The organism is Hydrogenophaga sp. UC242_50, assembly GCF_042697355.1.
GTDB lineage: Bacteria > Pseudomonadota > Gammaproteobacteria > Burkholderiales > Burkholderiaceae_C > Hydrogenophaga.
This window is the reverse complement of sequence record NZ_CP170553.1, coordinates 4,639,774-4,662,898: the sequence shown is the minus strand read 5'-3', so window position 1 is coordinate 4,662,898 and position 23,125 is coordinate 4,639,774. Positions and strand designations below refer to the sequence as shown.

The window sequence follows — 23,125 nt, the reverse complement described above, 5'->3', positions numbered from 1 at the left end:
AATGCCGGGCATGACCACCCCGGCACCCGAACCCCGCTTCTTCCAGCCCGTTCCCCTCGACAAGGCCTACCGCCTCATCAACCACGGCCCCACCGTGCTCGTGTCCTCGGCCCACGCGGGCGAGGTCAACGTGATGTCGGCCGCCTGGGCCTGCGCGCTGGATTTTTCACCGCCCAAGGTGACGGTGGTGATCGACAAGGCCACGCGCACGCGCGCATTGGTGGAGGGCAGCGGCACTTTTGCGCTGTGCGTGCCGTCGGCCGGCCTGGCCGCGCTCACGCTCGGCGTGGGCACCGACAGCGCGCTCACCGTGCCGGACAAGCTCGCGCGCCACGGGGTGAAGACCTTTCACGCCCCCGGCCACGAGGCCCTGCCGCTGGTGGAGGGCTGCGTGGCCTGGCTGGTGTGTCGGCTGCTGCCCGAACCGCACAACCAGGCCACCTACGACCTGTTCATCGGCGAGGTGGTGGGTGCCTGGGCGGACGAGCGGGTGTTCCGCGCGGGGCGCTGGCATTTCGATGGCGCGCCCGATCACCTGCGCACCCTGCACTACGTGGCCGGGGGGCAGTTCTACGCGACGGGCGCGTCGCTGCAGGTGGGCGGCGGCTGAGGCCCGCAGGCCTTCGCCTCAGTAGTGCGGCGGCAGTTCGTCGCGCGGGTTGCGCACGGCCGGCGCGGCCTGGGGGTCCCCCTGCTGGCGCAGGCGGCCGACCTCGCGCAGCAGCAGGTCGATCTGCTCCTGCTGGCGCGCCACCAGCTGGTTGAGCGTGTCGAGCAGGTCGTCGGCGTAGCTGGCCTTGATTTCGAGTTCGGTCAGGCGCTGTTCGGTGTCGGCGCCGGGGGCGTGCGGGGTCGGTGTCATCCCCCTATTGGACGACAAGACGGCCTCGGCCGTGGCGCAAAAGCCACTGTGTGTCATCGCACAGACGCTGGAAATCGGGTGAGCCAACCTTGAAGGCACCCCAGCGCCTTGTGCGCACCCTGCCTGGAGGAGCCCCATGTCCGATGTCCACCCGTTCACCGAAACGCCTGCCTCGACCTGGTTCAACGACACGGTGGTGCAACTGCCCGCGGCGCCGCAGCCCGAGGGCATGCCACCGTGCCACTGGATGACGACCGCCGCGGCCTTTGCCGACACCGGCGGCCTGATCAGCGGCGACGAACTGGCGACGCGCATCCGGGAACACTGCGTGCTGGACACGAGCCTGCGCGTGAGCGAACCGGTGTCGCTCGTGGCGCGCTGGATCGTGTCGCGGGCGGTGGTGTCCATCGACAGCCCGTGGGGCCACCTGCTGCCCATGTTCCAGTTCGATCTGCCGCGCGCTTCGCTGCAACCCGGGGTGGCCGTCGTGCTGGCGGAACTGCGCGGTGTACTGGAAGGCGCGGAGCTGGCGCTGTGGTTCGTGACCCCCAACGAATGGCTGCACGGCGAACGGCCCGCCGTGGCGATGCAGACCACGCTGCAGGCCGTGCGGCACGCCGCCCGCGCCGACCGCTACGTGGCGCTGGGCGGCTGAGCCCGGGCCTTCCAAGGCCCTGACCGCATTTGGTGCCCGCGTGCGGCCGGTATGTGTCCCCTGCCTGTCGGTGCGTGCCTTGTTTCAGACCCCAGCGCATGGCCTGCGGCATTCTCGGATGTCCTCGCGCACCACCGCGCACGGGACCATCTACCAGGGGAATTCCATGGCCGACCTCTACCTGCCCACCGCCGCACCGATGAAGCGCTTTCAGGCGGCGCCGCCACCCGCCGCGAGCGAGCCCCACCGATGGATGTCGATTGCCGCGGCGTTCGCCGACACGGGGGGACTGGTCAGCGGCGACGAGCTGGCCGACCTGATCCGGCAGCAGGCGCTGCGCGACGCCCGGCTGCAGATCTCCCAGCCGGTGTCGCTGGTGGCGCGCTGGATCGTCTCGGGCATGGCCGTTGCCATGGACAGTCCCTGGGGCATCGTGCTGCCTCTGTTCCAGGTCGACCTGGAACGCGCCATCCTGCACCCGGAGGTGCCCATGGTGTGCGCGGAGCTGGGGGGTGTGCTGCAAGGCCCGGAACTCGCGCTCTGGTTCGTGACCCCTAACGAATGGCTCGAAGGCGAACGCCCCGCGCTGGTCCTGCGGACCCGGCTGACGGAAGTCCGGCGCGCCGCCCGCCATGTGGCGGACAGCGCCTGACGCGACCCGCACTCAGAGGCGCGGTTCGCCGTTCTCGTTGACCAGGATGGTGCGCCCCGGCGGCGAGGTCATCTGCACCTGGTGCTGCACGCCGCGGAAGGTGTAGCTCACGTCCCAGTACTCGGGCGCGCCCTCGCTGTTCACGTTGGTGCAGCGCTGCACGTCCTGCGTCTGCGGGTTGTTGCGGCCCACGTTGGAGCCCACCGCCGCGCCCGCCACCGCGCCACCCACGGTGGCGATGTCGCGCCCGGAACCGCCGCCGATCTGGTGGCCCAGGATGCCGCCGATGACGCCGCCGACGATCGCGCCCGGCACGCTGCGCCGGCGCTCGACTTCCTCGCGCTCGATCCAGCAGCGCTGCCCACCGCCGTAGATGGCGCGCGAGGCGCTCACCGGCACCTCGTACAGGGTTTCCGAATCGCGGCGCCGGTAGTCGCGCGCCACCGGCTGGCCCGGGGCGGGCGCCTGGTACACCGGTGAGGGGTAGGCCTGGGAACTCACGGGTGGGCGGGAGCCGCAGCCGGCGAGGCCCAGCACCGCCACCGCCGCCAGCAGGGCATGACGGTGTGAAACAGGGAGAGGGGTGTGAAAGAGGTTCATGGTCGCTCCTTGTGGGATGGCAGGTTCATGCGTTCCAATGTGCCCCTCGCTATGGGGCGGGTCTGTGCGCCAGGACACCGACGTGGAGGTGGTCCTGGGCTCACTGGAAAACGGCCCGTGTGCTAAAACGGACGCACCATGAACGACGCCCGAGTGATCGCCGTCCACCGGAGCCACCTGCACCACTTCTCCAAGGAGCGGGTGCATGCGATCACCCTGCTCGAGGGCCTGGGCGTGCAGGGCGATGCGCACTGCGGGGCGACGGTTCAGCACCTCTCGCGCGTGGCGCGCGATCCCAGCCAGCCCAACCTGCGCCAGGTGCACCTGCTGCAGGCCGAGCTGTTTGTCGCCCTGGCCCACCAGGGGCACACGGTGCATCCCGGCGACCTGGGCGAGAACATCACCACCGAAGGCATCGATCTGCTGGAGCTGTCCACCGGCACCGAACTGCAGCTGGGGGCCGAGGCGCGGGTGCGCATCACGGGCCTGCGCAACCCCTGCGTGCAGATCGAGCGTTTCCAGCCCGGCCTGCTGGCCGCGGTGCTGGGCCACACGGCCGATGGGGAACTGGTGCGCAAGGCGGGGGTGATGGCGGTGGTCCTGCACGGCGGCGTGGTCTCCGCGCAGGACCGCATCCGGGTGCTGCGGGCCACCGTCCCGCACGTGCCGCTTCGGCCGGTCTAGTTCAGGCGTCTGTGTCGCGCGCCAGCGCGGCCGTCCATTCGGCCACCGCCGCGTCCAGATCGGGCGCGGCCATGAGGGCGCGCACCACGCCCACCGAGCGCACGTTGGCGTTCAGCACCTCGGGCAGGTTGTGCAGGTCGATGCCGCCGATCGCCATGTGCGTGACCCCGCGCAGCAGGGGCGCGTAGGCGCGCAGGCGGCCCGTGCCCTGGGGCGCGGTGGCGATCTGCTTGAGCGTGGTGGGAAACACCGCGCCCATGGCGATGTAGCTCGGGTTGTGGCGGTCGGCGATCAGCATCTCGGCGTAGCCGTGCGTGCTCAGACCCAGGCGCAGGCCGGCGCGGCGGATGGCGGCCAGGTCTTCGGGGGCCATGGCCTGCAGGTCTTCCTGGCCCAGATGCACGCCATAAGCGCCGGCCTCGATGGCCTCCTGCCAGTGGTCGTTGATGAACAGCAGCGCGCCCGTGCCCTGCACGCCGGCCACGGCGGCGCGGATCTCGGCGCGGATGGCCTGCGCGTCGCCGGACTTGAAGCGCAGCTGCACCGTGGGCACGCCCGCGCGCGCCATGCGCACCGTCCAGTCCGCATCGGGCATCACGGCATAGAGGCCGAGCTCGGGCGGGCAGGCCGCGAAGGCGTGCTCGCGCGGGAAGGGCGCCATGTCGAAATCGGCCGGTTCGTCGGGCCAATGGGCGGCGTCGAAGCGGCCGGTGCGCCGCGTACGGGTGGACCAGGCGCGCGCCACGCAGACGGCGTCGATGTCGATGAAGCCGAGTTCGTGCGCGGCCTGCAGCGCGGCGACGAACACCGGGTCGTCGGAGGCGGGCGCGGGCGGCACGGCATGCGGGGCCAGGGGCAGGGCCAGCGTGGCGCGGTGGGCGTCCACGATGGCCTGGACCATCGCTTCGGTGGAGGTGATCGTGGTGCTCATGTGAAACCTCCGTGCGTCGCACTGCGGTGCGAGCTTGTTTGGGAGCGGCCCTGCGCTGCGCTCATGAACCGTGGTGCCAGAAAGGGGTGCCCATCACGGGCGTGCTCGGCTGCGCGCTGGCCTGCGGCTGCATGGCGCCCGAGCGGTGGGCGGCGCGGCCGGCGCGCACGGCGTCGGCGAAGGCGCCGGCCATGTCCACCGGCGACTGCGCGAGCGCCACGGCGGTGTTGAGCAGCACGGCGTCGAAGCCCCACTCCATCACGGTGCAGGCGTGCGAGGGCAGGCCCAGGCCGGCGTCCACGATCAGCGGCACGCTCAGGCGCTCGCGCAGCAGGCGCATGGCGTAGGGGTTGACCGGGCCCTGGCCGGTGCCGATGGGCGCGGCCCAGGGCATCACGGCCTGGCAGCCCACGTCCACCAGGCGCTGGCACAGCACCAGGTCTTCGGTGCAGTAGGGCAGCACCTTGAAGCCGTCGTTGATCAGCTGGCGCGCGCAGTCCACCAGGTTGAGCGTGTCGGGCTGCAGGCTGTAGTCGTCGCCGATGAGTTCGAGCTTGATCCAGGGCGTGTTGAAGACCTCGCGCGCCATCTGCGCGGTGGTGATCACCTCCTGCGTGGTGTGGCAGCCGGCGGTGTTGGGCAGCACCGGCACGGCCAGTTCCTGCAGCAGCTTCCAGAACGCCGCACCGGCCTCGGGCTGCGCGGCGCCCTGGCGCCGCAGCGAGGCAGTGAGCATGGCGGGCCGGGCGCGCTTCACGGCGGCTTCGAGCGTGGCGGGCGAGGGGTAGCGCGAAGTGCCCAGCAGCAGGCGGCCGGCGAAGGTCTCGCCGTAGAGCACCAGCGGGTCTTCCTGGGTGAGCGGTGGGGTGTTCATGTCCATGGCGGTGTGTCCTCAGCCCCCGGTGATGGGGGCGATGATTTCGATGCGGTCGCCGTCGTTGAGCCGGTGCTGTGCGTAGCCCGTGCGCGGCACGAACTGCAGGTTGACGGCGGCGGCGAACACGGCGGGCGGCTCCCAGACGAGCAGCGCGTCGGCCAGCGTGGCGCCTTCGGGCAGTTCGCGGGTTTCCTGGTTGATGATCACATTCATGCGAGGTTCCGTTCGTTCAGCGGATGACCGCCAGCCCAAGGGCGTCGGCCAGCGGCGAGTGGCCCTGGTCCACCACTTCGAGCGCGGCGTCCAGCACGGCCGGCGCGATCATGAAGCCATGGCGGTACAGGCCATTGATCGCCATTCTGCGCGGTCCGGTGAGGCGCAGCGCGGGCAGGTTGTCGGGCAGGGTGGGGCGCAACTGCACGCCCAGTTCGACGATGCGCGCTTCGCCGAAGCCCGGGTGCACGGTGTAGGCCGCGCTCAGCAGCTCCAGCGTGGAGCGCACGCTGGCGGGCGAGAGGTCGTCGGACTCGATCTCGGTCGCGCCGATCACGAACAGGCCGTCCTGCTTGGGCGCGATGTACAGCGGGTAGCGCGGGTGCACCAGGCGCGTGGGGCGCGACAGGCTCACGCCCGGTGCATGGATGCGCGCGACCTCGCCGCGCACGCCGCGCAAGGCGGGCCATTGCGGCTGGGCGCCCAGGCCCCGGCAGTCGAACAGCCAGGCATCGGGTCCCGGGTCCACCTCATCGGGGGCGCGCGCCGTGTGCCAGCGCACCGTGACGCCCAGCACCTGCATCTGGTGCGCGAGCGCGGTGAGCAGTTCGCGGTTGTCGAGCTGGCCTTCGTCGGGCAGGTACAGGCCTTGCGCGAAGCGCTGGGCCAGGGCCGGCTCCAGCGCGGTGAGGGCCGTGCCGTCCAGGCGCCGCGCCTGCGGCAGCGAGGGCAGGGCGGCGCTGGTGCGCGCGAGCTGGCCGGCGAAGCGCTCGGCCTCGGCCGCGTCCTGCCGGTGCCAGAGCACCAGCGTGCCGCTCTGCTGGAAGAACACGGGCTGTTCGAGCATCGCCAGCAGCTGCGGCCAGCGCGCGAGCGCGTGCTGGCCCATGCGCACCACATTGAGCTCGGTGACGGCCGATTCGGCCAGCGGCGCGAGCATGGCGGCGGCCACGCGCGCGGCGGCGTGCGCGGCCTCCGGCCCGCCGGCGTCGATCACCTCGACGCGGTGCCCGCGCTGCGCGAGCGCGCAGGCCAGCAGCCGGCCCATGAGGCCGGCGCCGAGCACCACCGCGTCGGGTTTCTGGTTGGAAGGATTCATGTGGGGCTTTCGGCGCTGCCACAATGCGCGCCATGACCATGAGCAACGAAGCGCAACGTTACACCCGCGTCCTCTCCATCGCCGGCTCCGACAGCGGCGGGGGCGCCGGCATCCAGGCCGACCTCAAGACCTTCGCGGCCCTGGGCTGCTACGGCATGACGGCCATCACCGCGCTGACCGCGCAGAACACGCTGGGCGTGAGCGGCATCCATGGCGTGCCGCCCGAGATGCTCAAGGCGCAACTGAGCGCGGTGCTCGACGACATCGGGGTGGACGCGGTGAAGATCGGCATGCTGCACGCGCCCGACATCGTGCGCACCGTGGCCTGGGCGCTGCGGCACTACGAGGTGAAGCAGGTGGTGCTCGACCCGGTGATGGTGGCCACCAGCGGCGACCGCCTGATCGCGCCCGACACGGTGCAGGTGCTGGTGGACGAGCTGTTCCCGCTGGCCACGGTGGTCACGCCCAACCTGGACGAGGCCGCGCTGTTGCTGGGCCGGCCGATTGGCGATGCGGATGAACTCGAAACCGCCGCGCGCGATCTGCTCGCGCTGGGGGCCAAGGCGGTGCTGCTCAAGGGCGGTCACCTGCCGGGCGACGAGGTCGCCGACCTGCTGGTGAGCGGCGCCGGGCCCGCGCAGCGCCTGGCCTCGCCGCGCATCGCGAGCCGCAACACGCACGGCACCGGTTGCACGCTGTCGTCGGCCATCGCGGCCTACCTCGCGCTCGGCAACCCGCTGGACCAGGCGGTGGCGAAGGCGCGCAGCTACATCCTGCAGGCCATCGCCATGGGCGCCAATGTGTACACCGGTGCCGGCCACGGGCCGCTCAACCACGGCCACGCGCCGCTCGCGCTGCACAAGCGGCCCCGGGGCTGAGGGGGAAGCGGCGCGGCGGCATGAGGTTCAGGCCCGTGCCGGGCTGAGCCCGCCGGCATTGCGCGGCCGCGAGAGCGCGGCGAGCACGAAGGTCAGCGCCAGCGTGGGCAGGGCCGACCCGAGTTGCGGCGCGAACTTCGCGAGCAGGTGGTAGCAGGCGATGCCCAGCACCCACAGCGCGGCGGCGCTCCAGTCCACCGTGCGCGCCGGGCCCGTTGCGCAGCGCCGGTGCCCAGGCGGCCCAGGATCACGCCGTAGAGCGGCACGAACACCGAGCTGAGCAGCAGCAGGAAGGGCTCCAGCGTGTGCATGGGCAGCAGCAGCGCCAGGCCGGTGCAGACCACGGCGAAGCCCAGGCCGGCGGCGCGGATGCTCCAGCGCGGGCGCAGGCTGTGCACCGAGACCGCGCCCGAGTGCGCGTCGCCGTAGGCGTTGTCCATTTCGTCGAGCAGGATCAGGCCCAGGGCGATCAGGCCGCCTTGCGCGAGCAGCAGCGCGCCCACCAGATTGGTGCCCGGCTCCACCGTGCTGACCACCAGCACACCCAGCGCGTAGCACCAGATGTTGGCCAGCGCATAACCCAGCCAGGTACCGCCCAGCGTGGTGGCCGTGCGCTTGCCGTGGCGCGCGTAGTCGGCCACCAGGGGCAGCCAGGACACCGGCATCGCGATCACCAGGTCCATGGCGGAGAACAGGCCCATGCCACCGGCGCCGGGCCGGTTCCAGAAGCCGTCGAAGCCCTGCGCCTGCAGGCGCGTGCCGAACTGCCAGGTGAGCCAGGCCAGCGAGGCGATCACCAGCGGCAGGCCGAAGCGGCTCACGAAGCGGCGCACCAGCGTGAGCATGGAGCCGGCCATGAGCGCGGTGAGCACGCCGCCCCACAGCAGGGTGGCCAGCAGCTTGCCGCCGGTGCCGTCGAGCAGGCCGCCGGGTTCGGCGCCCAAGGCCTGCTTCAAGATGGCGACCGTGCCCTCCTGCATGATGACCAGCTCGAAGGTGGTCCAGCCGACCAGTTGCGCGATGTTGAGCAGCACCGGCAGGCGCGCGAAGGCGCTGCCGTAGGTGGCGTGCATCAGGCCGGCGCTGGACAGGCCGGTCTGGCAGCCCAGGCGCGCCGTCCAGGCCAGCAGGCCGGCGCCGATCAGCGAGCCCAGCACGATGGCGATGACCGCGTCGCGCGTGCCCACGGCGGGCACGAGGTAGGCGCCGATCTGCATCACCAGCAGGCCGGTGCCCAGGCTGAACCAGAGGGCGGCGTGCTCGTGGAAGTGGAAGACCCGGTTGCCTTGCGGCACGGGGGTCAGGGCCTGGTTGGCCGGGGACGGGTTCATCGACATGGAAACGCTCCAAGCAGTGTTGAAGCAGGTGGGCTGGGCCGGGTGCCTCCCGGCGCGGCGCGACGGGGCTTGGGTATCCGGCCTGCTTCCCTGCGCGAGGATTACCTCAATCAGGTTCAAAGGGACTCTCTCAGTCGCGCCCGGGCGGAAAACCCGGGGCAACACCCCTAGCGGATGCGCCTTGCGGCACGGGTGGGAGTATACGTTCGCGAGGCACCGCGCAGGGCCCGCAAACGGCAACGCCCCGGGGGCACCGGGGCGTTGGGCCGGAAGGGCGGGGTCGATCAGGCCAGCGAATCGGCCCAGATGTTGCGTGCCCAGGCCATGGCGTACTGGCCTTCGAGTTCGCTCGCCGCGCTGGACAGGCCGCCCGAGCCGGGCACCGTCAGCATGGTCTTCTGCGCCGCGTCGTACTTGTGCACGCTGGCCACGTGCACCACGTCGGTGGCGGTGACGAAGCTGTAGCAGGTGTTGGCGTAGATCGGCAGCGAGGGCGCTTCCTTGCCCTGCAGCAGCGAGACCACGGCGGCCGCGCAGGTCTTGCCGTGCTGGTTGGCCATGTGGCCCGACTTGGGCATGCCCGGCGCGATCTGGATCGCGTCGCCCAGCACGTGGATGTTCTTCGCGGCCTTCGATTCGAAGGTCAGGAAGTCCACCTCGCACCAGCGCGCGTTGGCCGTGGCCAGGCCGGTCTTCACCGCGATCTCGCCCGCGCGCTGCGTGGGCAGCACGTTCGCGACGCCGGCCTTGAAGTCGTCGTTGAACTCGAACTTCAGCGTGTTGGTGGCGGCGTCCACGTCCACCAGCTTGTGCTTGGGGCGGTACTCGATCAGGCCCTTGTAGTGCTCGTCCCAGGCCTTCATGAACAGGCCCTTCTTCGAGGTGATGTCGTCGTTGGCATCGAAGATCACGACCTTGCTCTTGGGCTTGGCCTTCTTGAAGTAGCTCGCCACCATGCAGGCGCGCTCATACGGGCCGGGCGGGCAGCGGTAGGGCGCCAGCGGGATGGACAGGGCGTACACGCCGCCATCGGGCATCGCCTCGAGCTGCTGGCGCAGCGCCAGCGTCTGCGGGCCGGCCTTCCAGGCGTGCAGCACCTTGTCGGTGGCGCCGGGTTTTGGCGATGCCGGGCAGGGTGTCCCACATGAAGTCGATGCCGGGCGAGAGGATCAGGCGGTCGTAGGGCAGTTCGCCGCCGCTGGCCAGCTTGACCGTGCGCTTGGCCGGGTCGATGCTGCGCGACCATGTCGCGCACCACCTTCACGCCGTGGCGCTTGCTCAGGTTGTCGTACGGCGTGGTGATGTCGGCCATGGTCTTGTGCGCACCGAGCACCAGGTTGGAGATCGGGCAGGAGACGAAGGCCGCGTTGGGCTCGACCAGGGTCACGTCGATGGAGTGGTCGGAGAACAGGCGCACGTACTTGGCGGCGGTGGCGCCACCGTAGCCGCCACCGACCACGACAACCTTGGCGCCGCTGCCGGTGGTGGCGCAGCCATTCAGGAGACCCAGGCTGGCGACGGCCGAACCGGCCCCCAGCGTTTGAACGAATTGACGGCGTTTCATGGTGGGGCTCCTTATTTCTTCTGGGCGGCGAAATAACCGGCGATGTCGGCCAGCTGCTCGTCGGTGTAGCCCTTGGCGAGCTGGTGCATGATGGTCGCGGGCCGCTTGCCGGCCTTGAAGTCCAGCAGTTTCTGCAGCAGATCGTCCTTGCCCTGGCCGGCCAGCGAGATGGCACCGGGCTGCGCGCGGCCATCGGTGCCGTGGCAGTTGGCGCAGGCCGCGGCCCACACCTTGATCTGATTGACCTGGGCCTGAGCCCCCATGGCGGCGGCGCAGAGCACGCCCGCCGCCAGCCATTTCATCGTTTTCACCATCGTGGTCTCCTGTGGGGTGTCGAAACGTAAGTGCATCCAAAAATGTAGCAGACAGGCCTTGCGGCGCCTAACTATCCGTAAGTACGCATATTTCGATGGTTCATGCTAGCAGCGGGGCAGGGCCGTGCTCACGGTGTTAACCCTCAGCGGTACGGGTTTATACTAATCCGAATATCAGCAATCACTCATATAGTCCCTCATCCCAGGCGACAGGCCATCGCCCACCCCACAAGGAATCCCACCGTGTCAACAGACCTGAGTGACGTCATCGGGCGCGTTCTGCCCGCCCCGGAAAACCACCTGAGCACCGAGAAGCTGGAGCAGGCGCGCAAGGCGCGCCGCAGCTTCATGGGCAAGGCCCTCGCCATGGGCGCGGGCGCCGTGACCAGCGCCGCCGCCTCCACGCGCGCCCTGGCCGCCGAAGGCGAAGACGCCATCCTCAAGCTGCCCGCGCACAGCACCGGCCTGGGCCAGCCCGTTGCGCACGCTGGGCTACGGCCTGCCCAGCAAGTGGGAAGGCAACCTGCAGCGCCGCCAGAGCCCGGGCCTCACGCGCGTGCCCCAGGCCTCGGTGAGCTTCACGCCGCTGCAGGGCCTGTTCGGCATCATCACGCCCAGCGGCCTGCACTTCGAGCGCCACCACCAGGGCTGGTGGGACATCGATCCCTCCAAGCACCGCCTGATGGTCAACGGCCTGGTCAAGCGCGAGCGCGTCTTCACCATGGACGACCTGATGCGCCTGCCCAGCGTCTCGCGCATCCACTTCATCGAGTGCGGCGCGAACTCCGCGCCGGAGTGGGGCAACGTGGCGCTGCCCTCGGTGCAGTACACGCACGGCATGGTGAGCTGTTCCGAATTCACCGGTGTGCTGCTCTCCACGCTGCTGGAGATGTGCGGCTACGACAAGAAGAACGGCAAGTACGTGCTGGCCGAAGGCGCCGACGGCTCGTCGATGACGCGCACGATCGACATCGACCGCGCGATGGACGACTGCCTCGTGGCCTGGGCCATGAACGGCGAGATGCTGCGCCCCGAGAACGGCTACCCGCTGCGCCTGGTGGTGCCGGGCATCCAGGGCGTGAGCTGGGTGAAGTACCTGCGCCGCCTGGAGGTGGGGGACCAGAAGTGGGCCACCAAGGACGAGGCGGTGCACTACATCGACCACATGCCCGACGGCACGCACCGCCAGTACACCGGCATCCAGGAGTGCAAGAGCGTGATCACGACGCCCTCGGGCAGCCAGACGCTGCTGGACAAGGGTTACTACAACATCACCGGCCTGGCCTGGTCGGGCCGCGGTGCCGTCAAGCGCGTGGACGTGAGCACCGACGGCGGGCGCAACTGGCGCACCGCGCGGCTGGAAGGCCCGCTGCTGCCCAAGGCGCTGACGCGTTTCAACATCGACTGGGTGTGGGACGGCAAGCCCGCCGTGCTGCAGAGCCGCGCGATCGACAGCACGGGTTACGTGCAGCCCAAGATCAACCAACTGCGCGCCGTGCGCGGCACGCGCTCGATCTACCACCAGAACGCCATCCAGTCATGGCGGGTCGCCGAAAACGGCGAAGTCTCCAACGTCCAGGTGTATTGATATGACGACCCCCCGCCGCGCTTCGCGCGACCCCCTCAAGGGGGCAACACCTGCGGCCCGGCAAAGCCGGTTCCGCGGTATTTCTGGAACTTTCCTCGCTGCGCTCGTCATCGGGTTCTCCGGCCCTGCCGTGGCACAGGGCAAGCCCTGGCACGAGCTGGGCCGCGATGCGACCAAGGCCGAGGTGAAGGCCTGGGACATCGATGTGCGCCCCGACTTCAAGGGCCTGCCCAAGGGCGCGGGCTCGGTGGCGCTGGGCGAGCAGGTGTGGGAGGCGCAGTGCGCGTCCTGCCACGGCAGCTTCGGCGAATCGAACGAGGTGTTCACCCCCATCGTGGGCGGCACCACCAAGGCCGACATCGAGCGCGGCCGCGTGAAGAACCTCGAACCCGGCAGCATCTTCCCGCAGAAGACCACCATGATGAAGGTGCGCAGCGCTCTCCACGCTGTGGGACTACATCAACCGCGCCATGCCCTGGAACGCGCCCAAGACGCTCAAGACCGACGAGGTCTACGCCGTCACGGCCTACCTGCTGAGCCTGGCCGAGGTGGTGCCGGCCGATTTCACGCTGAACGACCAGAACATCGCCGAGGTGCAGAAGCGCATGCCCAACCGCAACGGCATGGTGTTCCATGAACCGCTGTGGAAGCTCGAAGGCAAGGGCGACGTGAAGAACGTGGCCTGCATGAAGGACTGCCCGGTGGAGTCGACCATCCGCTCCTCGCTGCCCGACTTCGCGCGCGACGCGCACGGCAACATCCAGGAGCAGAACCGCGTGATCGGCCCGGTGCGCGGCGCCGACACCACCAAGCCGCCGCCCAAGGGGCCGGTGGGCAGCGGGCCCGCGCCCGCCGCCGTGGTGGTCGCGGCCGCCCCGGCGGTGAAAGACCCCAAGGCCCTGCTCGGCGCCAACAGCTGCACCGCCTGCCACGGCATGAGCAACAAGATCGTGGGCCCGGGCTTCACCGAGATCCTGGCCAAGCACAAGGGCAAGGCCGACCTCGAGGCCTACCTGATGGGCAAGATCCAGGGCGGCAGTTCGGGCGTGTATGGCGCGGTGCCGATGCCGCCGCAGCCCCAGCTCAGCGAAGCCGACGCGCGCTCGATCGCGCAGTGGATCGTCAACGGCGCGAAGTGAGGGCCATTGGCCGTCGCAGGGGCTGGCCTTCGGGAGCGAAGGTATGCTTCTAAATATTTGCATTTACTCGTAAACCCCATTCCCCCCACGACAAGGAGACCGTACGCTATGTCCATGAAATCGATCCTGCTGTGCCTGGCAGCATCCGGCGCGCTTTGGAGCGCGGGTGCCCACGCCCAGGACGCCGCTGCCGCCAAGGCGCTGGCGACCAAGAGCGCCTGCATGGCCTGCCACGCGGTGGACAAGAAGCTGGTGGGCCCGGCCTTCAAGGACGTGGCCGCCAAGCACAAGGGACAGGCGGGTGCGCTCGACGCCGTGGCGGCGCGCATCAAGTCGGGTGGTTCGGGGGCCTACGGCCCGGTGCCGATGCCCCCACAACCGAATCTGAAGGACGACGAGCTCAAACTGCTTGCCGGCTGGATCCTTGCTGGGGCCCCCCAGTAAACTCACCGCGTTTTTTCATTCTCACCAGGAGCTCCCCATGAACAACTCACGCCGAGTCGCCCTCAAGACCACCGGGGCCTTCGCCACGCTCGTGTCGCTGGGTCTCATCACCCAAAGCCAGGCCCAGGCCGCCGTGGACCGCGCCGGCTTCGAAGTGAAGACCCTGGCCGAGGCGCTCAAGGCCGTGGGCGGCACGCCCGCCAACAGCGACCAGGTCACCGTGGTCGCACCGGACATCGCCGAGAACGGCGCCGTGGTGCCCGTGGGCGCCACCAGCAAGCTGCCCAACACCACCGAGATCTACCTGATCGTCGAGAAGAACCCGATGCCGCTGTCGGCCGGATTCATCATCCCCGCCGGCACCGCCGCCGACGTGCAGACCCGCCTGAAGATGGGCCAGAGCAGCAACGTGATCGCCGTGGTCAAGGCCGATGGCAAGCTCTACTCGGCCACCAAGGAAACCAAGGTCACGCTGGGTGGTTGCGGCGGCTGATCGCCCCCCCCGAACCCCACGTTTCCCCTCGCAACCCATTCACAGATACCCCAGGAGTCCATCATGGCCGATCCGATGCGCATCCGCGCCGCTCTCGCCGGTGACGAAACCACCGTTCGCATCCTCATGTCCCACGTCATGGAGCCCGGCACGCGGCGCGACGCGGCGGGTGCCCTCATCCCCGCCCATTTCATCAAGGAAGTGGAAGCCACGCACAACGGCAAGGTCGTGCTGAGCTCGCTGTTCACCGGCTCGGTGGCGCAGAACCCCTTCCTGTCCTTCAAGTTCAAGGGCGCCGCCAAGGGCGACAAGGTCACGGTGAAGTGGGTCGACACCAAGGGCGACACGCGCACCGACGAAGCTGTCATCGCATAACACCCCCCGCCGCGCTTCGCGCGACCCCCTCCAGGGGGCGTCACCAGCGGCCCGGCAAAGCCGGTTCCGCGGTGACTCTGGAAGTGTCGCCCCACCGCCTTTTTTGATAACAACGAGGAGACTCCCCATGAAATTCCAGCTTGCTTCAGCCGCGCTGGTGCTCGGTGGCCTGATGGCTGCTGGCGCCGTGCACGCCCAGGATGCGACCGCCGAAGGCATCGCGAAATACCGGGAAATGCTGCAGGACGGCAACCCCGCCGAACTGTTCGAGATGAAGGGGGAAGAACTCTGGAAACAGAAACGGGGCCCGAAGAACGCATCGCTGGAGCAGTGCGACCTGGGCAAGGGCCCCGGTGTCATCAAGGGCGCCTTCGTCGAAATGCCGCGCTTCTTCAAGGACACCGGCCGCGTGCAGGACCTGGAGACCCGCCTGATCACCTGCATGGAAACCCTGCAGGGCTTCAACGGTGCCGAGATCGCCAAGACGCCGTTCGGCCGCGGCGAGATGGCCAATCTGACGGCCCTGCGCAGCCTACGTGGCGACCGCCTCCAAGGGCATGCGCTTCAACCTGCCGCAATCGCACGCGCAGGAAAAGCTGATGTACGAAGCCGGCAAGCGCATGTTCTTCACGCGCGGCGGCACGCACGACTTCTCGTGCGCCTCCTGCCACGGTGAGAGCGACAAGCGCATCCGCCTGCAGGACCTGCCCAACCTCACCAAGAACCCGGGCGACGGCATCGGCTTCGCAGCCTGGCCGGCCTACCGAGTGTCCAACTCGCAGATGTGGGGCATGCAGCTGCGCCTGAACGACTGTTTCCGCCAGCAGCGCTTCCCCGAGCCCAAGTTCGGCAGCGACGCCACCATTGCACTCGGTGTCTACATGGGCGTGAACGCCAAGACCGCCGAGTCCATCGTGCCCGCCATCAAGCGCTGAACCGGAGACACCGACCATGAACAAAGCCATTGCATTCGCCCTGCTGCCCGTGGCGGCCCTCGCGCTCTCCGCGTGCACCGTGTCGCCTTCTGCCGCCGAGTACGACAAGGCCGCGGCCGACATCATCAAGAACTCCTTCCAGGACCGCGGCATCGCCAAGGTGGACCGCCTGGTGCAGGACGACGCCAACCGCGAGTGCGCGGCCGCCGACGTGGCGGGCAAGACCATCGACCCGGCCGTCGCCAAGGCCATCGAAGCGGCCAACATGAAGACCGTGAAGTGGCCCAGCGACGGCAAGTTCCTCGGCGACTGGAAAGAGGGCGAGAAGATCGCCCAGAGCGGCCGGGGCATGACCTGGACCGACAAGGCCGGCGACGCCAACGGCGGCAACTGCTACAACTGCCACCAGATCAGCAAGGAAGAGATCTCCTTCGGCACCCTGGGCCCGAGCCTGTACAACTACGGCAAGCTGCGCGGCGTCACCGACCCGAACAGCGCCGGTGGCAAGGCCATCGTGGAGTACACCTGGGGCAAGCTCTGGAACTCGCGCGCCTACAACGCCTGCTCGCAGATGCCGCGCGTGGGCCACATGGCCATCCTCAACGAGAAGCAGCTCAAGGACGTGATGGCCCTGCTGCTGGACCCGGCCTCGCCCGTCAACAAGTAGAGCGATCGGCCCCGGCTGCGCACCGCAGCCGGGGCCCTTCAAAAAAATTTCGCTCAAATATCAGTCATCAGTTATCAATCAAGGACAGAGATGAGTTTCAGTCGCCGTGAATTCATGCAGGTGCTCGCCGTGGCCAGTGCCACCGGCATGGCCCTGAACCACCGCGACGTGCTGGCCGCCGCGCCCGGCGCGGGTGAAAAGCTGTACGACGTGCCGACCTTCGGCAACGTGAGCTTCCTGCACTTCACCGACTGCCATGCCCAGCTGCAGCCGATCTACTTCCGCGAGCCCAATGTCAACCTCGGCGTGGCCGAGGCCGTGGGCCGCGCGCCGCACATCGTCGGCGAGAAGCTGCTCAAGCACTTCAACATCAAACCGGGCACCGCGAGCGCGCACGCGTTCTCGTACCTCAACTTCAGCCAGGCCGCGAAGACCTACGGCAAGGTGGGCGGCTTCGCGCACATGGCCACGCTGATCAAGCAGTTGCGCGCCAGCCGGCCGCACGCGCTGCTGCTCGACGGCGGCGACACCTGGCAGGGCTCGGCCACCTCGCTGTGGACCAACGGCCAGGACATGGTCGACGCCTGCAAGCTGCTGGGCGTGAACATGATGACGCCCCACTGGGAGTTCACCTTCGGCGCCAAGCGCGTGCAGGAGATCGTGGAGAAGGACTTCAAGGGGAACATGGAATTCCTCGCGCAGAACGTCAAGACCACCGACTTCGAAGACCTGGTGTTCAAGCCCTACGCGCTGCGCGAGATGAACGGCGTGCAGGTGGCCGTGATCGGCCAGGCCTTCCCCTACACCCCCATCGCCAACCCGCGCTACATGGTGCCCGACTGGACCTTCGGCATCCAGGACGAGCACATGCAGAAGATGGTGGACGAGGCGCGCGGCAAAGGCGCGCAGGTCGTCGTGGTGCTCTCGCACAACGGCATGGACGTGGACATCAAGATGGCCTCGCGCGTGCGCGGCATCGACGCCATCCTCGGCGGCCACACGCACGACGGCATGCCCGCGCCCACCATCGTGAAGAACGGTGGCGGCCAGACCCTGGTGACCAACGCCGGCTCCAACAGCAAGTTCGTCGGCGTGCTCGACTTCGACGTGCGCGGCGGCAAGGTGCAGGACTTCCGCTACAAGCTGATGCCGGTGTTCTCCAACCTGCTGCCGGCCGACGCCGAGATGCAGGCCTACATCGACAAGGTGCGCGCGCCCTACAAGGACAAGCTCGACGAGAAACTCGCCGTCACCGAAGAGTTGTTGTACCGCCGCGGCAACTTCAACGGCTCGTGGGACCAGGTCATCTGCGACGCGCTGATGCAGAACAAGGGCGCCGACATGGCCTTCTCGCCGGGCGTGCGCTGGGGCACCTCGCTGTTGCCGGGCGACACCATCACCTACGAGCGCATGATGGACCAGATCGCCATGACCTACCCGGCCACCACGCTCAACGAGTTCACCGGCGAGCAGATCAAGACCATCCTCGAAGACGTGGCCGACAACATCTTCAATCCCGACCCCTACTACCAGCAGGGCGGCGATATGGTGCGCGTGGGTGGCATGCAGTACACGGTCTCGCCCAAGGCGGCGATGGGCCAGCGCATCAACAACATGATGCTCAAGGGCAAGCCGATCGAAGCCGACAAGACCTACAAGGTCGCGGGCTGGGCCTCGGTGCAGGAAGGCGCCAAGGGCGAGCCGATCTGGGACGTGGTCTCGGGCTACCTGCGCGACAAGAAGGTCATCAAGGGCGTGAAGATCAACACCCCGCGCATCGTCGGCATGGACGGCAACCCCGGCCAGGCCGCGTAAGCCGACACGACGCACCGCAAGGCAAAAAGCCCTCCGGCCGAAATCGACCGGAGGGCATGAAACCTTGGAAAAGGCAGGAAGTAACGCGAAAGCGGGAAATCAGAAGTCGTGGCGCACGCCGACCGAGTACATGCGGCGGTCGGTCGTGGTGACACCAGCGCCGTTCTCCACGTCGCCGTCGAGGTAGGCGCCGTACACGCGGGTGCGCTTGGACAGCGCGTAGGTCACGCCAGCGGACAGCGCGGAACCCTTGGCGGTCGTGGCACCTGCGGTGTTCTCGGCCTTGCTGTAGGCGTAGCCCACCGAGAAGTCCAGGTTGCCCACGGGGACGTTCACGCCGATGGCGTAGCCATTGGCCCTGGCGCCGTTCTTGATTTCAGCGCGGTTGTAGCCGGCCGAGAGCCGGGCCACGCCGAAGTTGTACGCGCCACCGACGGTGGTGTACTCGCGGTTGTTGGCCTTCTGCTCCTGGTAGCCCACACCCACGTCCAGGTTGCCGGCGCGGTAGCGCAGGTTGAACGCGGTGGTGTCGGCCTTCACGGTCGAGTCTTCGTCCAGACCGTAGCTGGCGCCGAGGCTGAAGCCGCCGAAGGAGGGCGATTCGTAGCGCAGCTGGTTGCTGGCGCGGCTCGAGTAGTCGGCCACACCGGCGGTGTAGGCGATCTTGGTCGGGCTGAATTCCGAGTCCCAGAGGTTGCTGCTGATGCTCAGGTCGCGGATGTCGTCGAACGAGGTGTCGTGACGGCCGAGCTTGAGCGTGCCGAAGCCGCCGCTCAGGCCGACGATGGACATGCGGTCGAACGCGCTGCCGGCGGCTTGCGTGCCGGCGCTGCTGTCAAAGCCTTGCTCCAGACCGAAGATGGCCTTGAGGCCGCCGCCCAGGTCTTCGCTGCCGCGCACGCCCCAGCGGGTGGAGGTCAGGTTGCCGCTGAACATCTGCGTGCTGCTCACGCCGTTGACCTTGTTGGAACCGACCGAGGTGTCGATGCGGCCGTACAGCGTGACGTTGGACTGCGCCAGGGCGGCGCCCGTGGTGCGCCAGAACGGCCAGAGCGACGAGGCTCTTCTTCATGTGGATGCTCCGATGAAATTGCACGGGGGACCCGTGGAGGTCCCCTTGCTCCCTGCACCATGCAGGAAGTCCTTCGTATTTCATCGAAGCGCGGCGAAAACTCTGTGACATCGGCCGCCCGCAAGAGGGTTTGCCCCGAGATACAACACATGGCCCTGCGATGTGCCAGGGCTGTCATCACCGCGCCATAAAAAGAGCAGCAACTAGAATGACCTGCACCATGACACACGACATCATCGTTCTCGGCGCGGGCATGGTTGGCGTGGGCTGCGCGCTGCACCTGCAGGCCCGGGGCCAGTCCGTCGCCTTGCTCGATCGCCGCGCGCCAGGGCTCGAAACGTCCTACGGCAACGCCGGCATCATCCAGCGCGAAGCCATCGCACCCTATGCCTTGCCGCGCGACCTCGGCTTCCTCTTGTCGGGCGCCACCAACCAGCGCGTCGACGTGCGTTACCACGCCAGCGATGCCGCGCGCATGCTGGGCCCGCTGTGGTCCTACTACCGCCACTCGGCGCCCGGCCCCTACCAGCGGATCTCGCGCGAGTACGAGACCCTGATCGCGCTCTCGCTGGACACACACGCGCCGCTGATGCGCGACGCGGGCGCCGAGCATCTCGTGGCGGGGCAGGGCTACCTCATGCTCTACCGCAGCGAGCGCGAACTGCACGAATTCTTCGAGGTGGCCGACGAGCGCGCCCAGGCCGGTGTGCACCACCTCAAGCTCACGGGCGCGGACGTGGCGCGCGAAGAGCCCGCGCTGGTGGGCGAGTTCGCCGGCGCGGTGCGCTGGACCGACCCCGTTGGCGATCCGCAGCCCGGGCGACCTGGTGCAGGCCTATGCGCGCCTGTTCGAACAACGCGGTGGCGCGGTGCACCTGGGCGACGCCCTGGGCCTGCGCCAGAGCGGCTCGGGCGGCTGGCAGGTGGACACGGCCGACGGGCGCACGCTCTCGGCGCCGCAGGTGGTGGTGGCGCTGGGCCCGTGGACCCTGCAACTGACCTCGCGCTTCGGCTACACCGCGCCCATGATTCCCAAGCGCGGCTACCACATGCACTACGCGCGCCTGCCGGGCCAGACCCTGAACAGCACCGTCATCGATGCCGAATACGGCTACGTGGTCGCGCCCATGAAGGACGGCCTGCGCCTGACCACCGGCGCCGAACTCGCGAACGCCGATGCGCCGCGCACACCCACGCAGATCGATGCCGCCGAAGCGATCGCGCGCCAGAGCTTCCCGCTCGGCGAGCGCGTGGACCCCGAACCCTGGATGGGCACGCGCCCCTGCATGCCCGACATGAAACCCGTCTTCGGCCCCGTGCCCTCGGTGCCCGGCCTGTGGTGCGCCTTCGGCCATGGGCACCAGGGCTTCACGCTGGGGCCGGTGACGGGGAACTGCTGGCGGCGATGATGACCGGCGCCACGCCGCGCGTGGACGTGCGGCCGTTTTCGCCGGCCCGGTTCGGCTAGCCGTTCGCGCCTTCAGCGCGCGACCGCCTGCGCGCACTCCACCACCACGCGGCGCAGCCACTCGTTGGCGGGCGCGTGCTGCGTGCGCGGGTGCCACAGCATGCGCACATCGAACAGCGGCAGCTCCAGCGGGATGTCGAACATGTCGATGCGCGCCATCTGCGTCATGCGCCGGGCCAGGCGCACTGGCACGCAGGCCACCATGTCGGAGGTCTCCAGCACGAAGGGCAGGGCCAGGAAGCTGGGCTTGATCATGTGCACGTTGCGGCTCACGCCATGGGGGCGCAAGGCGGCGTCGATCTGTACGTTGTAGATCTGCGCGAGGTCGGGCTCGATGGTCACATGGGGCAGCGCGCAGAAAGCCGCCACATCCAGCGACGCGGTGATCGCGGGGTGCTCGCGCGCGCAGATGGTGACGAAGCGGTCGGCGAACAGGTTGCGGCCCTTGAGGTAGTCGGGCGCGTCGGGGAAGTAGGTGATGGCCAGGTCCAGCTCGCCCGCCGCCATCATTTCGCCGAAGTGTTTCGGGTTGGTCTGCAGCACGTGGATCTTCACGCCGGGCGCCTCCTCGCGCAGCCGGCGCATGACCGAAGGCATCACCAGCAGGTCGATGTAGTCGATGACGATCAGTCGGAAGGTGTGCTGCGCCGTGGCGGGGTCGAACGGCGTGGCGGGCTCCAGCACGCGCTCCATCGCGGCCAGCGCTTCCTGCATCCGGGGCAGCAGGGCCATGGCGCGTTCGGTGGGCACCAGGCCGGTGCCCGCGCGCATCAGCAACTCGTCCTGAAACAGGTCGCGCAATTTGCGCCAGCGACGCGCTCATGGACGACTGGCCCACCTCCAGCCGTTCGGCCGCGCGGGTGACATGGCGCTCCCGCATCAGGGCGTCGAACGCGAGCAGCAGAGGGAGATCGAGGGTCGGCAGCTTCATGGCCAGGGATGGTGCCTGCATTCGCCTGACCGGGTGCGCTCAGGGGCCTAGGGGAAAACCCATGGCCTTCATCGCGGGGGCTGATCGGTGCCATCGGTTTGCGCGATTGCAGCATGCGCAGTCACGCTTTCATACTTCGCCGCGTGTCCCACCCCCAACCGAGAGAGACCCCATGGCACTTCCCCAGATCCGAGTCACGCGCGAAGAGATGCGCAAACGCGTGGCCTACTTCAAGGACTTGAAAGGCTTCGACGGCGGCCTGCCCGACAGCCAGTACCCCAGCGCCATCCGCAAGCTGTACAACGCCGTCGGCTTCCAGCCGCCCAAGGGCAAGGGCGGCCAGGAGGTGGTCTCGCCGCTGGGCGCCGAGGCGGCGGCGAACGCGGCCATCCCCATCAGCGAGGGCTTCAACCTGGGCTTCTGCGAAGCCCGGCCCGGCCACGGCCCGATGATGCACAACCACGACACCAACGAAACCTTCATGCCCCTCACCGGCACCTGGCGCTGCTCCTGGGAGTTGGATGGCCGTGAAGAGCATTTCGACGTCGGCCCCTGGGACGTCATGTCGTTCCCACCCGGCGTCAACCGCCGCTTCGAGAACATCACCCACCACGAGCCCGAGCAATCGCATTTCCTGCTGGTCGTCGTCAGCGGCGACGCCCCCGAGGCGGACTTCTCCGAGCAGGCCAAGTCCACCTTGCGCGAAGCGGGGCTGTACGCGTGAGCCTGGATTTCGCCGCACCGGCCGGCCTGAAGGCGTTCACCCAGGCCTGGCCCCTGCACGCCTTCACCGACCCGCAAGGGCACCGCTGGGGCTTTCGCGACAACCGGCGCGACGCGCCGCCCCTGGTGCTCTTGCCCGGTGCCCTGGGCAACGGCGACGTGGCCTGGCGCATCGCGCAAGCCCTGGACGTCGAGGCCCGGGTGCTGACGGTGCACTACCCCAGCGGCCTGGAACCCGACGCGCTCGCCGATGGCCTCCTGGCCCTGATCGACCACCTGGCGCTCGGGCCCGTGGCGCTGTGGGGCTCCTCGTATGGCGCGTGGTGGGCCCAGGCCTTCGCCCAACGCCACCCCGGCGCGCTGCGCGCGCTGTGGCTGGGCAACACCTTCGTCGACGGGGCCGACGTGACCGCGTCCCCACTGTTCGCGCCCGACTGGCTGACCGCGGCCAGTGGCGACGACGTGGTGGCGCGCTGGCGCGACGGCACCCTGGCCCGCCCCGACAGCGAATTGCGCCAGCTGCAGCTGCACATGCTCCAGCACGGCCTGCCGGCGGAAGACTTCCGCCAGCGGCTGTTGAAGGTGGCGCTGTCGACGCCCCTGCCCGCAGCGCCGACGCCCACGAAGACCGTGCTCTGCGACTGCGAGGACGACGCCATCATCACGCCCGCCGTGCGCGAACGGGTGCGCCAGCGCTACCCCCATGCCCACCGCGTCGTGCTGTCCGCCGGGGGGCACTATCCCCATGTGCAGCAGATCGACGCCTTGCTTCCCCATCTGCGGTCCTGGCTCGCCTGAGCCCTGCCGCC

General features: G+C 68.9%; 21 protein-coding genes, 6 pseudogenes and 1 riboswitch. Of the genes and pseudogenes, 16 read left to right on the top strand and 11 right to left on the bottom strand.

Annotation, left to right across the window (positions count from 1 at the left end; genetic code table 11):
* Nucleotides 1–10: 10 nt before the first annotated feature.
* The gene (locus ACFJGX_RS23795; RefSeq protein ID WP_382323605.1) at nt 11–610 is read left to right on the top strand and encodes a flavin reductase family protein; all 600 of its coding nucleotides are present in this window, start codon (nt 11–13) and stop codon (nt 608–610) included.
* 18 nt (nt 611–628) lie between these two features.
* On the opposite strand, the gene ACFJGX_RS23790 is transcribed toward ACFJGX_RS23795, so the two are convergent.
* Nucleotides 629–862, bottom strand: coding sequence for a SlyX family protein (locus tag ACFJGX_RS23790; protein WP_382323606.1), 234 nt, complete (start codon nt 860–862; stop codon nt 629–631).
* A gap of 136 nt (nt 863–998) precedes the next feature.
* Here ACFJGX_RS23790 and ACFJGX_RS23785 point away from each other — a divergent pair, with 136 nt between their 5' ends.
* The gene (locus ACFJGX_RS23785) at nt 999–1,517 is read left to right on the top strand and encodes a hypothetical protein (protein WP_382327190.1); all 519 of its coding nucleotides are present in this window, start codon (nt 999–1,001) and stop codon (nt 1,515–1,517) included.
* A 166-nt stretch (nt 1,518–1,683) separates the two neighbouring features.
* Nucleotides 1,684–2,169 carry a hypothetical protein gene (locus ACFJGX_RS23780; protein WP_382323608.1) on the top strand — a complete coding sequence of 162 codons (486 nt, stop codon included), beginning with the start codon at nt 1,684–1,686 and terminating at the stop codon, nt 2,167–2,169.
* Between the two features lie 12 nt (nt 2,170–2,181).
* Here the strand turns inward: ACFJGX_RS23780 and ACFJGX_RS23775 are convergent, their stop codons facing one another.
* Nucleotides 2,182–2,769 carry a glycine zipper 2TM domain-containing protein gene (locus tag ACFJGX_RS23775; RefSeq protein WP_382160406.1) on the bottom strand — a complete coding sequence of 196 codons (588 nt, stop codon included), beginning with the start codon at nt 2,767–2,769 and terminating at the stop codon, nt 2,182–2,184.
* A gap of 138 nt (nt 2,770–2,907) precedes the next feature.
* Here ACFJGX_RS23775 and ACFJGX_RS23770 point away from each other — a divergent pair, with 138 nt between their 5' ends.
* Nucleotides 2,908–3,453: an MOSC domain-containing protein gene (locus ACFJGX_RS23770; RefSeq protein WP_382323609.1), complete on the top strand. Its 546-nt coding sequence runs from the start codon at nt 2,908–2,910 to the stop codon at nt 3,451–3,453.
* 1 nt (nt 3,454) lies between these two features.
* On the opposite strand, the gene ACFJGX_RS23765 is transcribed toward ACFJGX_RS23770, so the two are convergent.
* The 4 genes from ACFJGX_RS23765 to ACFJGX_RS23750 form a co-directional block, all read right to left on the bottom strand.
* Nucleotides 3,455–4,384 carry a thiamine phosphate synthase gene (locus ACFJGX_RS23765; protein ID WP_382327188.1) on the bottom strand — a complete coding sequence of 310 codons (930 nt, stop codon included), beginning with the start codon at nt 4,382–4,384 and terminating at the stop codon, nt 3,455–3,457.
* 61 nt (nt 4,385–4,445) lie between these two features.
* Nucleotides 4,446–5,258, bottom strand: coding sequence for a thiazole synthase (locus ACFJGX_RS23760; RefSeq protein ID WP_382325507.1), 813 nt, complete (start codon nt 5,256–5,258; stop codon nt 4,446–4,448).
* A gap of 18 nt (nt 5,259–5,276) precedes the next feature.
* Complete coding sequence (gene thiS / locus ACFJGX_RS23755; RefSeq protein WP_291121245.1) at nt 5,277–5,474, bottom strand: sulfur carrier protein ThiS; 198 nt, start codon at nt 5,472–5,474, stop codon at nt 5,277–5,279.
* A gap of 16 nt (nt 5,475–5,490) precedes the next feature.
* Nucleotides 5,491–6,573 carry an FAD-dependent oxidoreductase gene (locus ACFJGX_RS23750; RefSeq protein WP_382323610.1) on the bottom strand — a complete coding sequence of 361 codons (1,083 nt, stop codon included), beginning with the start codon at nt 6,571–6,573 and terminating at the stop codon, nt 5,491–5,493.
* A gap of 32 nt (nt 6,574–6,605) precedes the next feature.
* Between ACFJGX_RS23750 and thiD the strand changes: the two genes are divergently transcribed.
* Nucleotides 6,606–7,451, top strand: coding sequence for a bifunctional hydroxymethylpyrimidine kinase/phosphomethylpyrimidine kinase (gene thiD / locus ACFJGX_RS23745; RefSeq protein WP_382327186.1), 846 nt, complete (start codon nt 6,606–6,608; stop codon nt 7,449–7,451).
* Nucleotides 7,452–7,478: 27 nt separating this feature from the next.
* Here thiD and ACFJGX_RS23740 read toward each other — a convergent pair.
* The 3 genes and pseudogenes from ACFJGX_RS23740 to ACFJGX_RS23730 form a co-directional block, all read right to left on the bottom strand.
* Nucleotides 7,479–8,782: pseudogene (locus ACFJGX_RS23740) on the bottom strand (purine-cytosine permease family protein).
* A 76-nt stretch (nt 8,783–8,858) separates the two neighbouring features.
* Nucleotides 8,859–8,967, bottom strand: a riboswitch (TPP riboswitch).
* A 105-nt stretch (nt 8,968–9,072) separates the two neighbouring features.
* Nucleotides 9,073–10,352: pseudogene (locus tag ACFJGX_RS23735) on the bottom strand (FCSD flavin-binding domain-containing protein).
* An 11-nt stretch (nt 10,353–10,363) separates the two neighbouring features.
* The gene (locus ACFJGX_RS23730) at nt 10,364–10,666 is read right to left on the bottom strand and encodes a c-type cytochrome (protein ID WP_382160358.1); all 303 of its coding nucleotides are present in this window, start codon (nt 10,664–10,666) and stop codon (nt 10,364–10,366) included.
* A gap of 243 nt (nt 10,667–10,909) precedes the next feature.
* Here ACFJGX_RS23730 and soxC point away from each other — a divergent pair.
* The 8 genes and pseudogenes from soxC (at nt 10,910) to soxB (ending at nt 18,122) form a co-directional block, all read left to right on the top strand.
* A pseudogene (gene soxC, locus ACFJGX_RS23725) lies at nt 10,910–12,254 on the top strand (sulfite dehydrogenase).
* Nucleotide 12,255: 1 nt separating this feature from the next.
* Nucleotides 12,256–13,393 (top strand): annotated as a pseudogene (locus ACFJGX_RS23720) (c-type cytochrome).
* Between the two features lie 114 nt (nt 13,394–13,507).
* Nucleotides 13,508–13,837, top strand: coding sequence for a c-type cytochrome (locus tag ACFJGX_RS23715; RefSeq protein WP_291121227.1), 330 nt, complete (start codon nt 13,508–13,510; stop codon nt 13,835–13,837).
* A 37-nt stretch (nt 13,838–13,874) separates the two neighbouring features.
* A complete protein-coding gene (gene soxY, locus ACFJGX_RS23710; RefSeq protein ID WP_291121225.1) occupies nt 13,875–14,330 on the top strand; it encodes a thiosulfate oxidation carrier protein SoxY in 456 nt (151 codons plus the stop codon).
* Between the two features lie 63 nt (nt 14,331–14,393).
* On the top strand, nt 14,394–14,705 hold the full coding sequence (gene soxZ / locus ACFJGX_RS23705) for a thiosulfate oxidation carrier complex protein SoxZ (RefSeq protein ID WP_382160349.1): 312 nt from the start codon (nt 14,394–14,396) through the stop codon (nt 14,703–14,705).
* Between the two features lie 127 nt (nt 14,706–14,832).
* Nucleotides 14,833–15,640, top strand: a pseudogene (gene soxA, locus ACFJGX_RS23700) (sulfur oxidation c-type cytochrome SoxA).
* Between the two features lie 16 nt (nt 15,641–15,656).
* Nucleotides 15,657–16,307 (top strand): sulfur oxidation c-type cytochrome SoxX, encoded by a 651-nt coding sequence (gene soxX / locus ACFJGX_RS23695; protein WP_291121222.1) that lies wholly within the window; start codon nt 15,657–15,659, stop codon nt 16,305–16,307.
* A 90-nt stretch (nt 16,308–16,397) separates the two neighbouring features.
* Nucleotides 16,398–18,122, top strand: coding sequence for a thiosulfohydrolase SoxB (soxB, locus tag ACFJGX_RS23690; protein ID WP_382327184.1), 1,725 nt, complete (start codon nt 16,398–16,400; stop codon nt 18,120–18,122).
* Nucleotides 18,123–18,221: 99 nt separating this feature from the next.
* Here the strand turns inward: soxB and ACFJGX_RS23685 are convergent, their stop codons facing one another.
* The gene (locus tag ACFJGX_RS23685) at nt 18,222–19,109 is read right to left on the bottom strand and encodes a porin (protein ID WP_382328789.1); all 888 of its coding nucleotides are present in this window, start codon (nt 19,107–19,109) and stop codon (nt 18,222–18,224) included.
* Nucleotides 19,110–19,414: 305 nt separating this feature from the next.
* On the opposite strand from ACFJGX_RS23685, the pseudogene ACFJGX_RS23680 reads away from it, so the two are divergent.
* Nucleotides 19,415–20,662: pseudogene (locus tag ACFJGX_RS23680) on the top strand (NAD(P)/FAD-dependent oxidoreductase).
* Between the two features lie 12 nt (nt 20,663–20,674).
* Here ACFJGX_RS23680 and ACFJGX_RS23675 read toward each other — a convergent pair.
* Entirely contained in the window at nt 20,675–21,463 is a 789-nt protein-coding gene (locus tag ACFJGX_RS23675) for a LysR substrate-binding domain-containing protein (RefSeq protein ID WP_382323613.1), read from the bottom strand.
* A 302-nt stretch (nt 21,464–21,765) separates the two neighbouring features.
* Between ACFJGX_RS23675 and ACFJGX_RS23670 the strand changes: the two genes are divergently transcribed.
* Together ACFJGX_RS23670 and ACFJGX_RS23665 are read left to right on the top strand one after the other, a co-directional pair.
* Complete coding sequence (locus ACFJGX_RS23670) at nt 21,766–22,317, top strand: cupin domain-containing protein (protein ID WP_382323614.1); 552 nt, start codon at nt 21,766–21,768, stop codon at nt 22,315–22,317.
* Nucleotides 22,314–23,114, top strand: coding sequence for an alpha/beta fold hydrolase (locus ACFJGX_RS23665; protein WP_382323615.1), 801 nt, complete (start codon nt 22,314–22,316; stop codon nt 23,112–23,114). The genes ACFJGX_RS23670 and ACFJGX_RS23665 overlap by 4 nt, the downstream gene beginning before the upstream one ends.
* The last annotated feature ends 11 nt before the right edge of the window (nt 23,115–23,125 follow it).

Coding starts and splice junctions, on each gene's coding strand:
- ACFJGX_RS23795 (WP_382323605.1), top strand. CDS start 11: ATGACCACCCCGGCACCCGAACCCCGCTTCTTCCAGCCCGTTCCCCTC.
- ACFJGX_RS23790 (WP_382323606.1), bottom strand. CDS start 862: ATGACACCGACCCCGCACGCCCCCGGCGCCGACACCGAACAGCGCCTG.
- ACFJGX_RS23785 (WP_382327190.1), top strand. CDS start 999: ATGTCCGATGTCCACCCGTTCACCGAAACGCCTGCCTCGACCTGGTTC.
- ACFJGX_RS23780 (WP_382323608.1), top strand. CDS start 1,684: ATGGCCGACCTCTACCTGCCCACCGCCGCACCGATGAAGCGCTTTCAG.
- ACFJGX_RS23775 (WP_382160406.1), bottom strand. CDS start 2,769: ATGAACCTCTTTCACACCCCTCTCCCTGTTTCACACCGTCATGCCCTG.
- ACFJGX_RS23770 (WP_382323609.1), top strand. CDS start 2,908: ATGAACGACGCCCGAGTGATCGCCGTCCACCGGAGCCACCTGCACCAC.
- ACFJGX_RS23765 (WP_382327188.1), bottom strand. CDS start 4,384: ATGAGCACCACGATCACCTCCACCGAAGCGATGGTCCAGGCCATCGTG.
- ACFJGX_RS23760 (WP_382325507.1), bottom strand. CDS start 5,258: ATGAACACCCCACCGCTCACCCAGGAAGACCCGCTGGTGCTCTACGGC.
- thiS (WP_291121245.1), bottom strand. CDS start 5,474: ATGAATGTGATCATCAACCAGGAAACCCGCGAACTGCCCGAAGGCGCC.
- ACFJGX_RS23750 (WP_382323610.1), bottom strand. CDS start 6,573: ATGAATCCTTCCAACCAGAAACCCGACGCGGTGGTGCTCGGCGCCGGC.
- thiD (WP_382327186.1), top strand. CDS start 6,606: ATGACCATGAGCAACGAAGCGCAACGTTACACCCGCGTCCTCTCCATC.
- ACFJGX_RS23730 (WP_382160358.1), bottom strand. CDS start 10,666: ATGGTGAAAACGATGAAATGGCTGGCGGCGGGCGTGCTCTGCGCCGCC.
- ACFJGX_RS23715 (WP_291121227.1), top strand. CDS start 13,508: ATGAAATCGATCCTGCTGTGCCTGGCAGCATCCGGCGCGCTTTGGAGC.
- soxY (WP_291121225.1), top strand. CDS start 13,875: ATGAACAACTCACGCCGAGTCGCCCTCAAGACCACCGGGGCCTTCGCC.
- soxZ (WP_382160349.1), top strand. CDS start 14,394: ATGGCCGATCCGATGCGCATCCGCGCCGCTCTCGCCGGTGACGAAACC.
- soxX (WP_291121222.1), top strand. CDS start 15,657: ATGAACAAAGCCATTGCATTCGCCCTGCTGCCCGTGGCGGCCCTCGCG.
- soxB (WP_382327184.1), top strand. CDS start 16,398: ATGAGTTTCAGTCGCCGTGAATTCATGCAGGTGCTCGCCGTGGCCAGT.
- ACFJGX_RS23670 (WP_382323614.1), top strand. CDS start 21,766: ATGGCACTTCCCCAGATCCGAGTCACGCGCGAAGAGATGCGCAAACGC.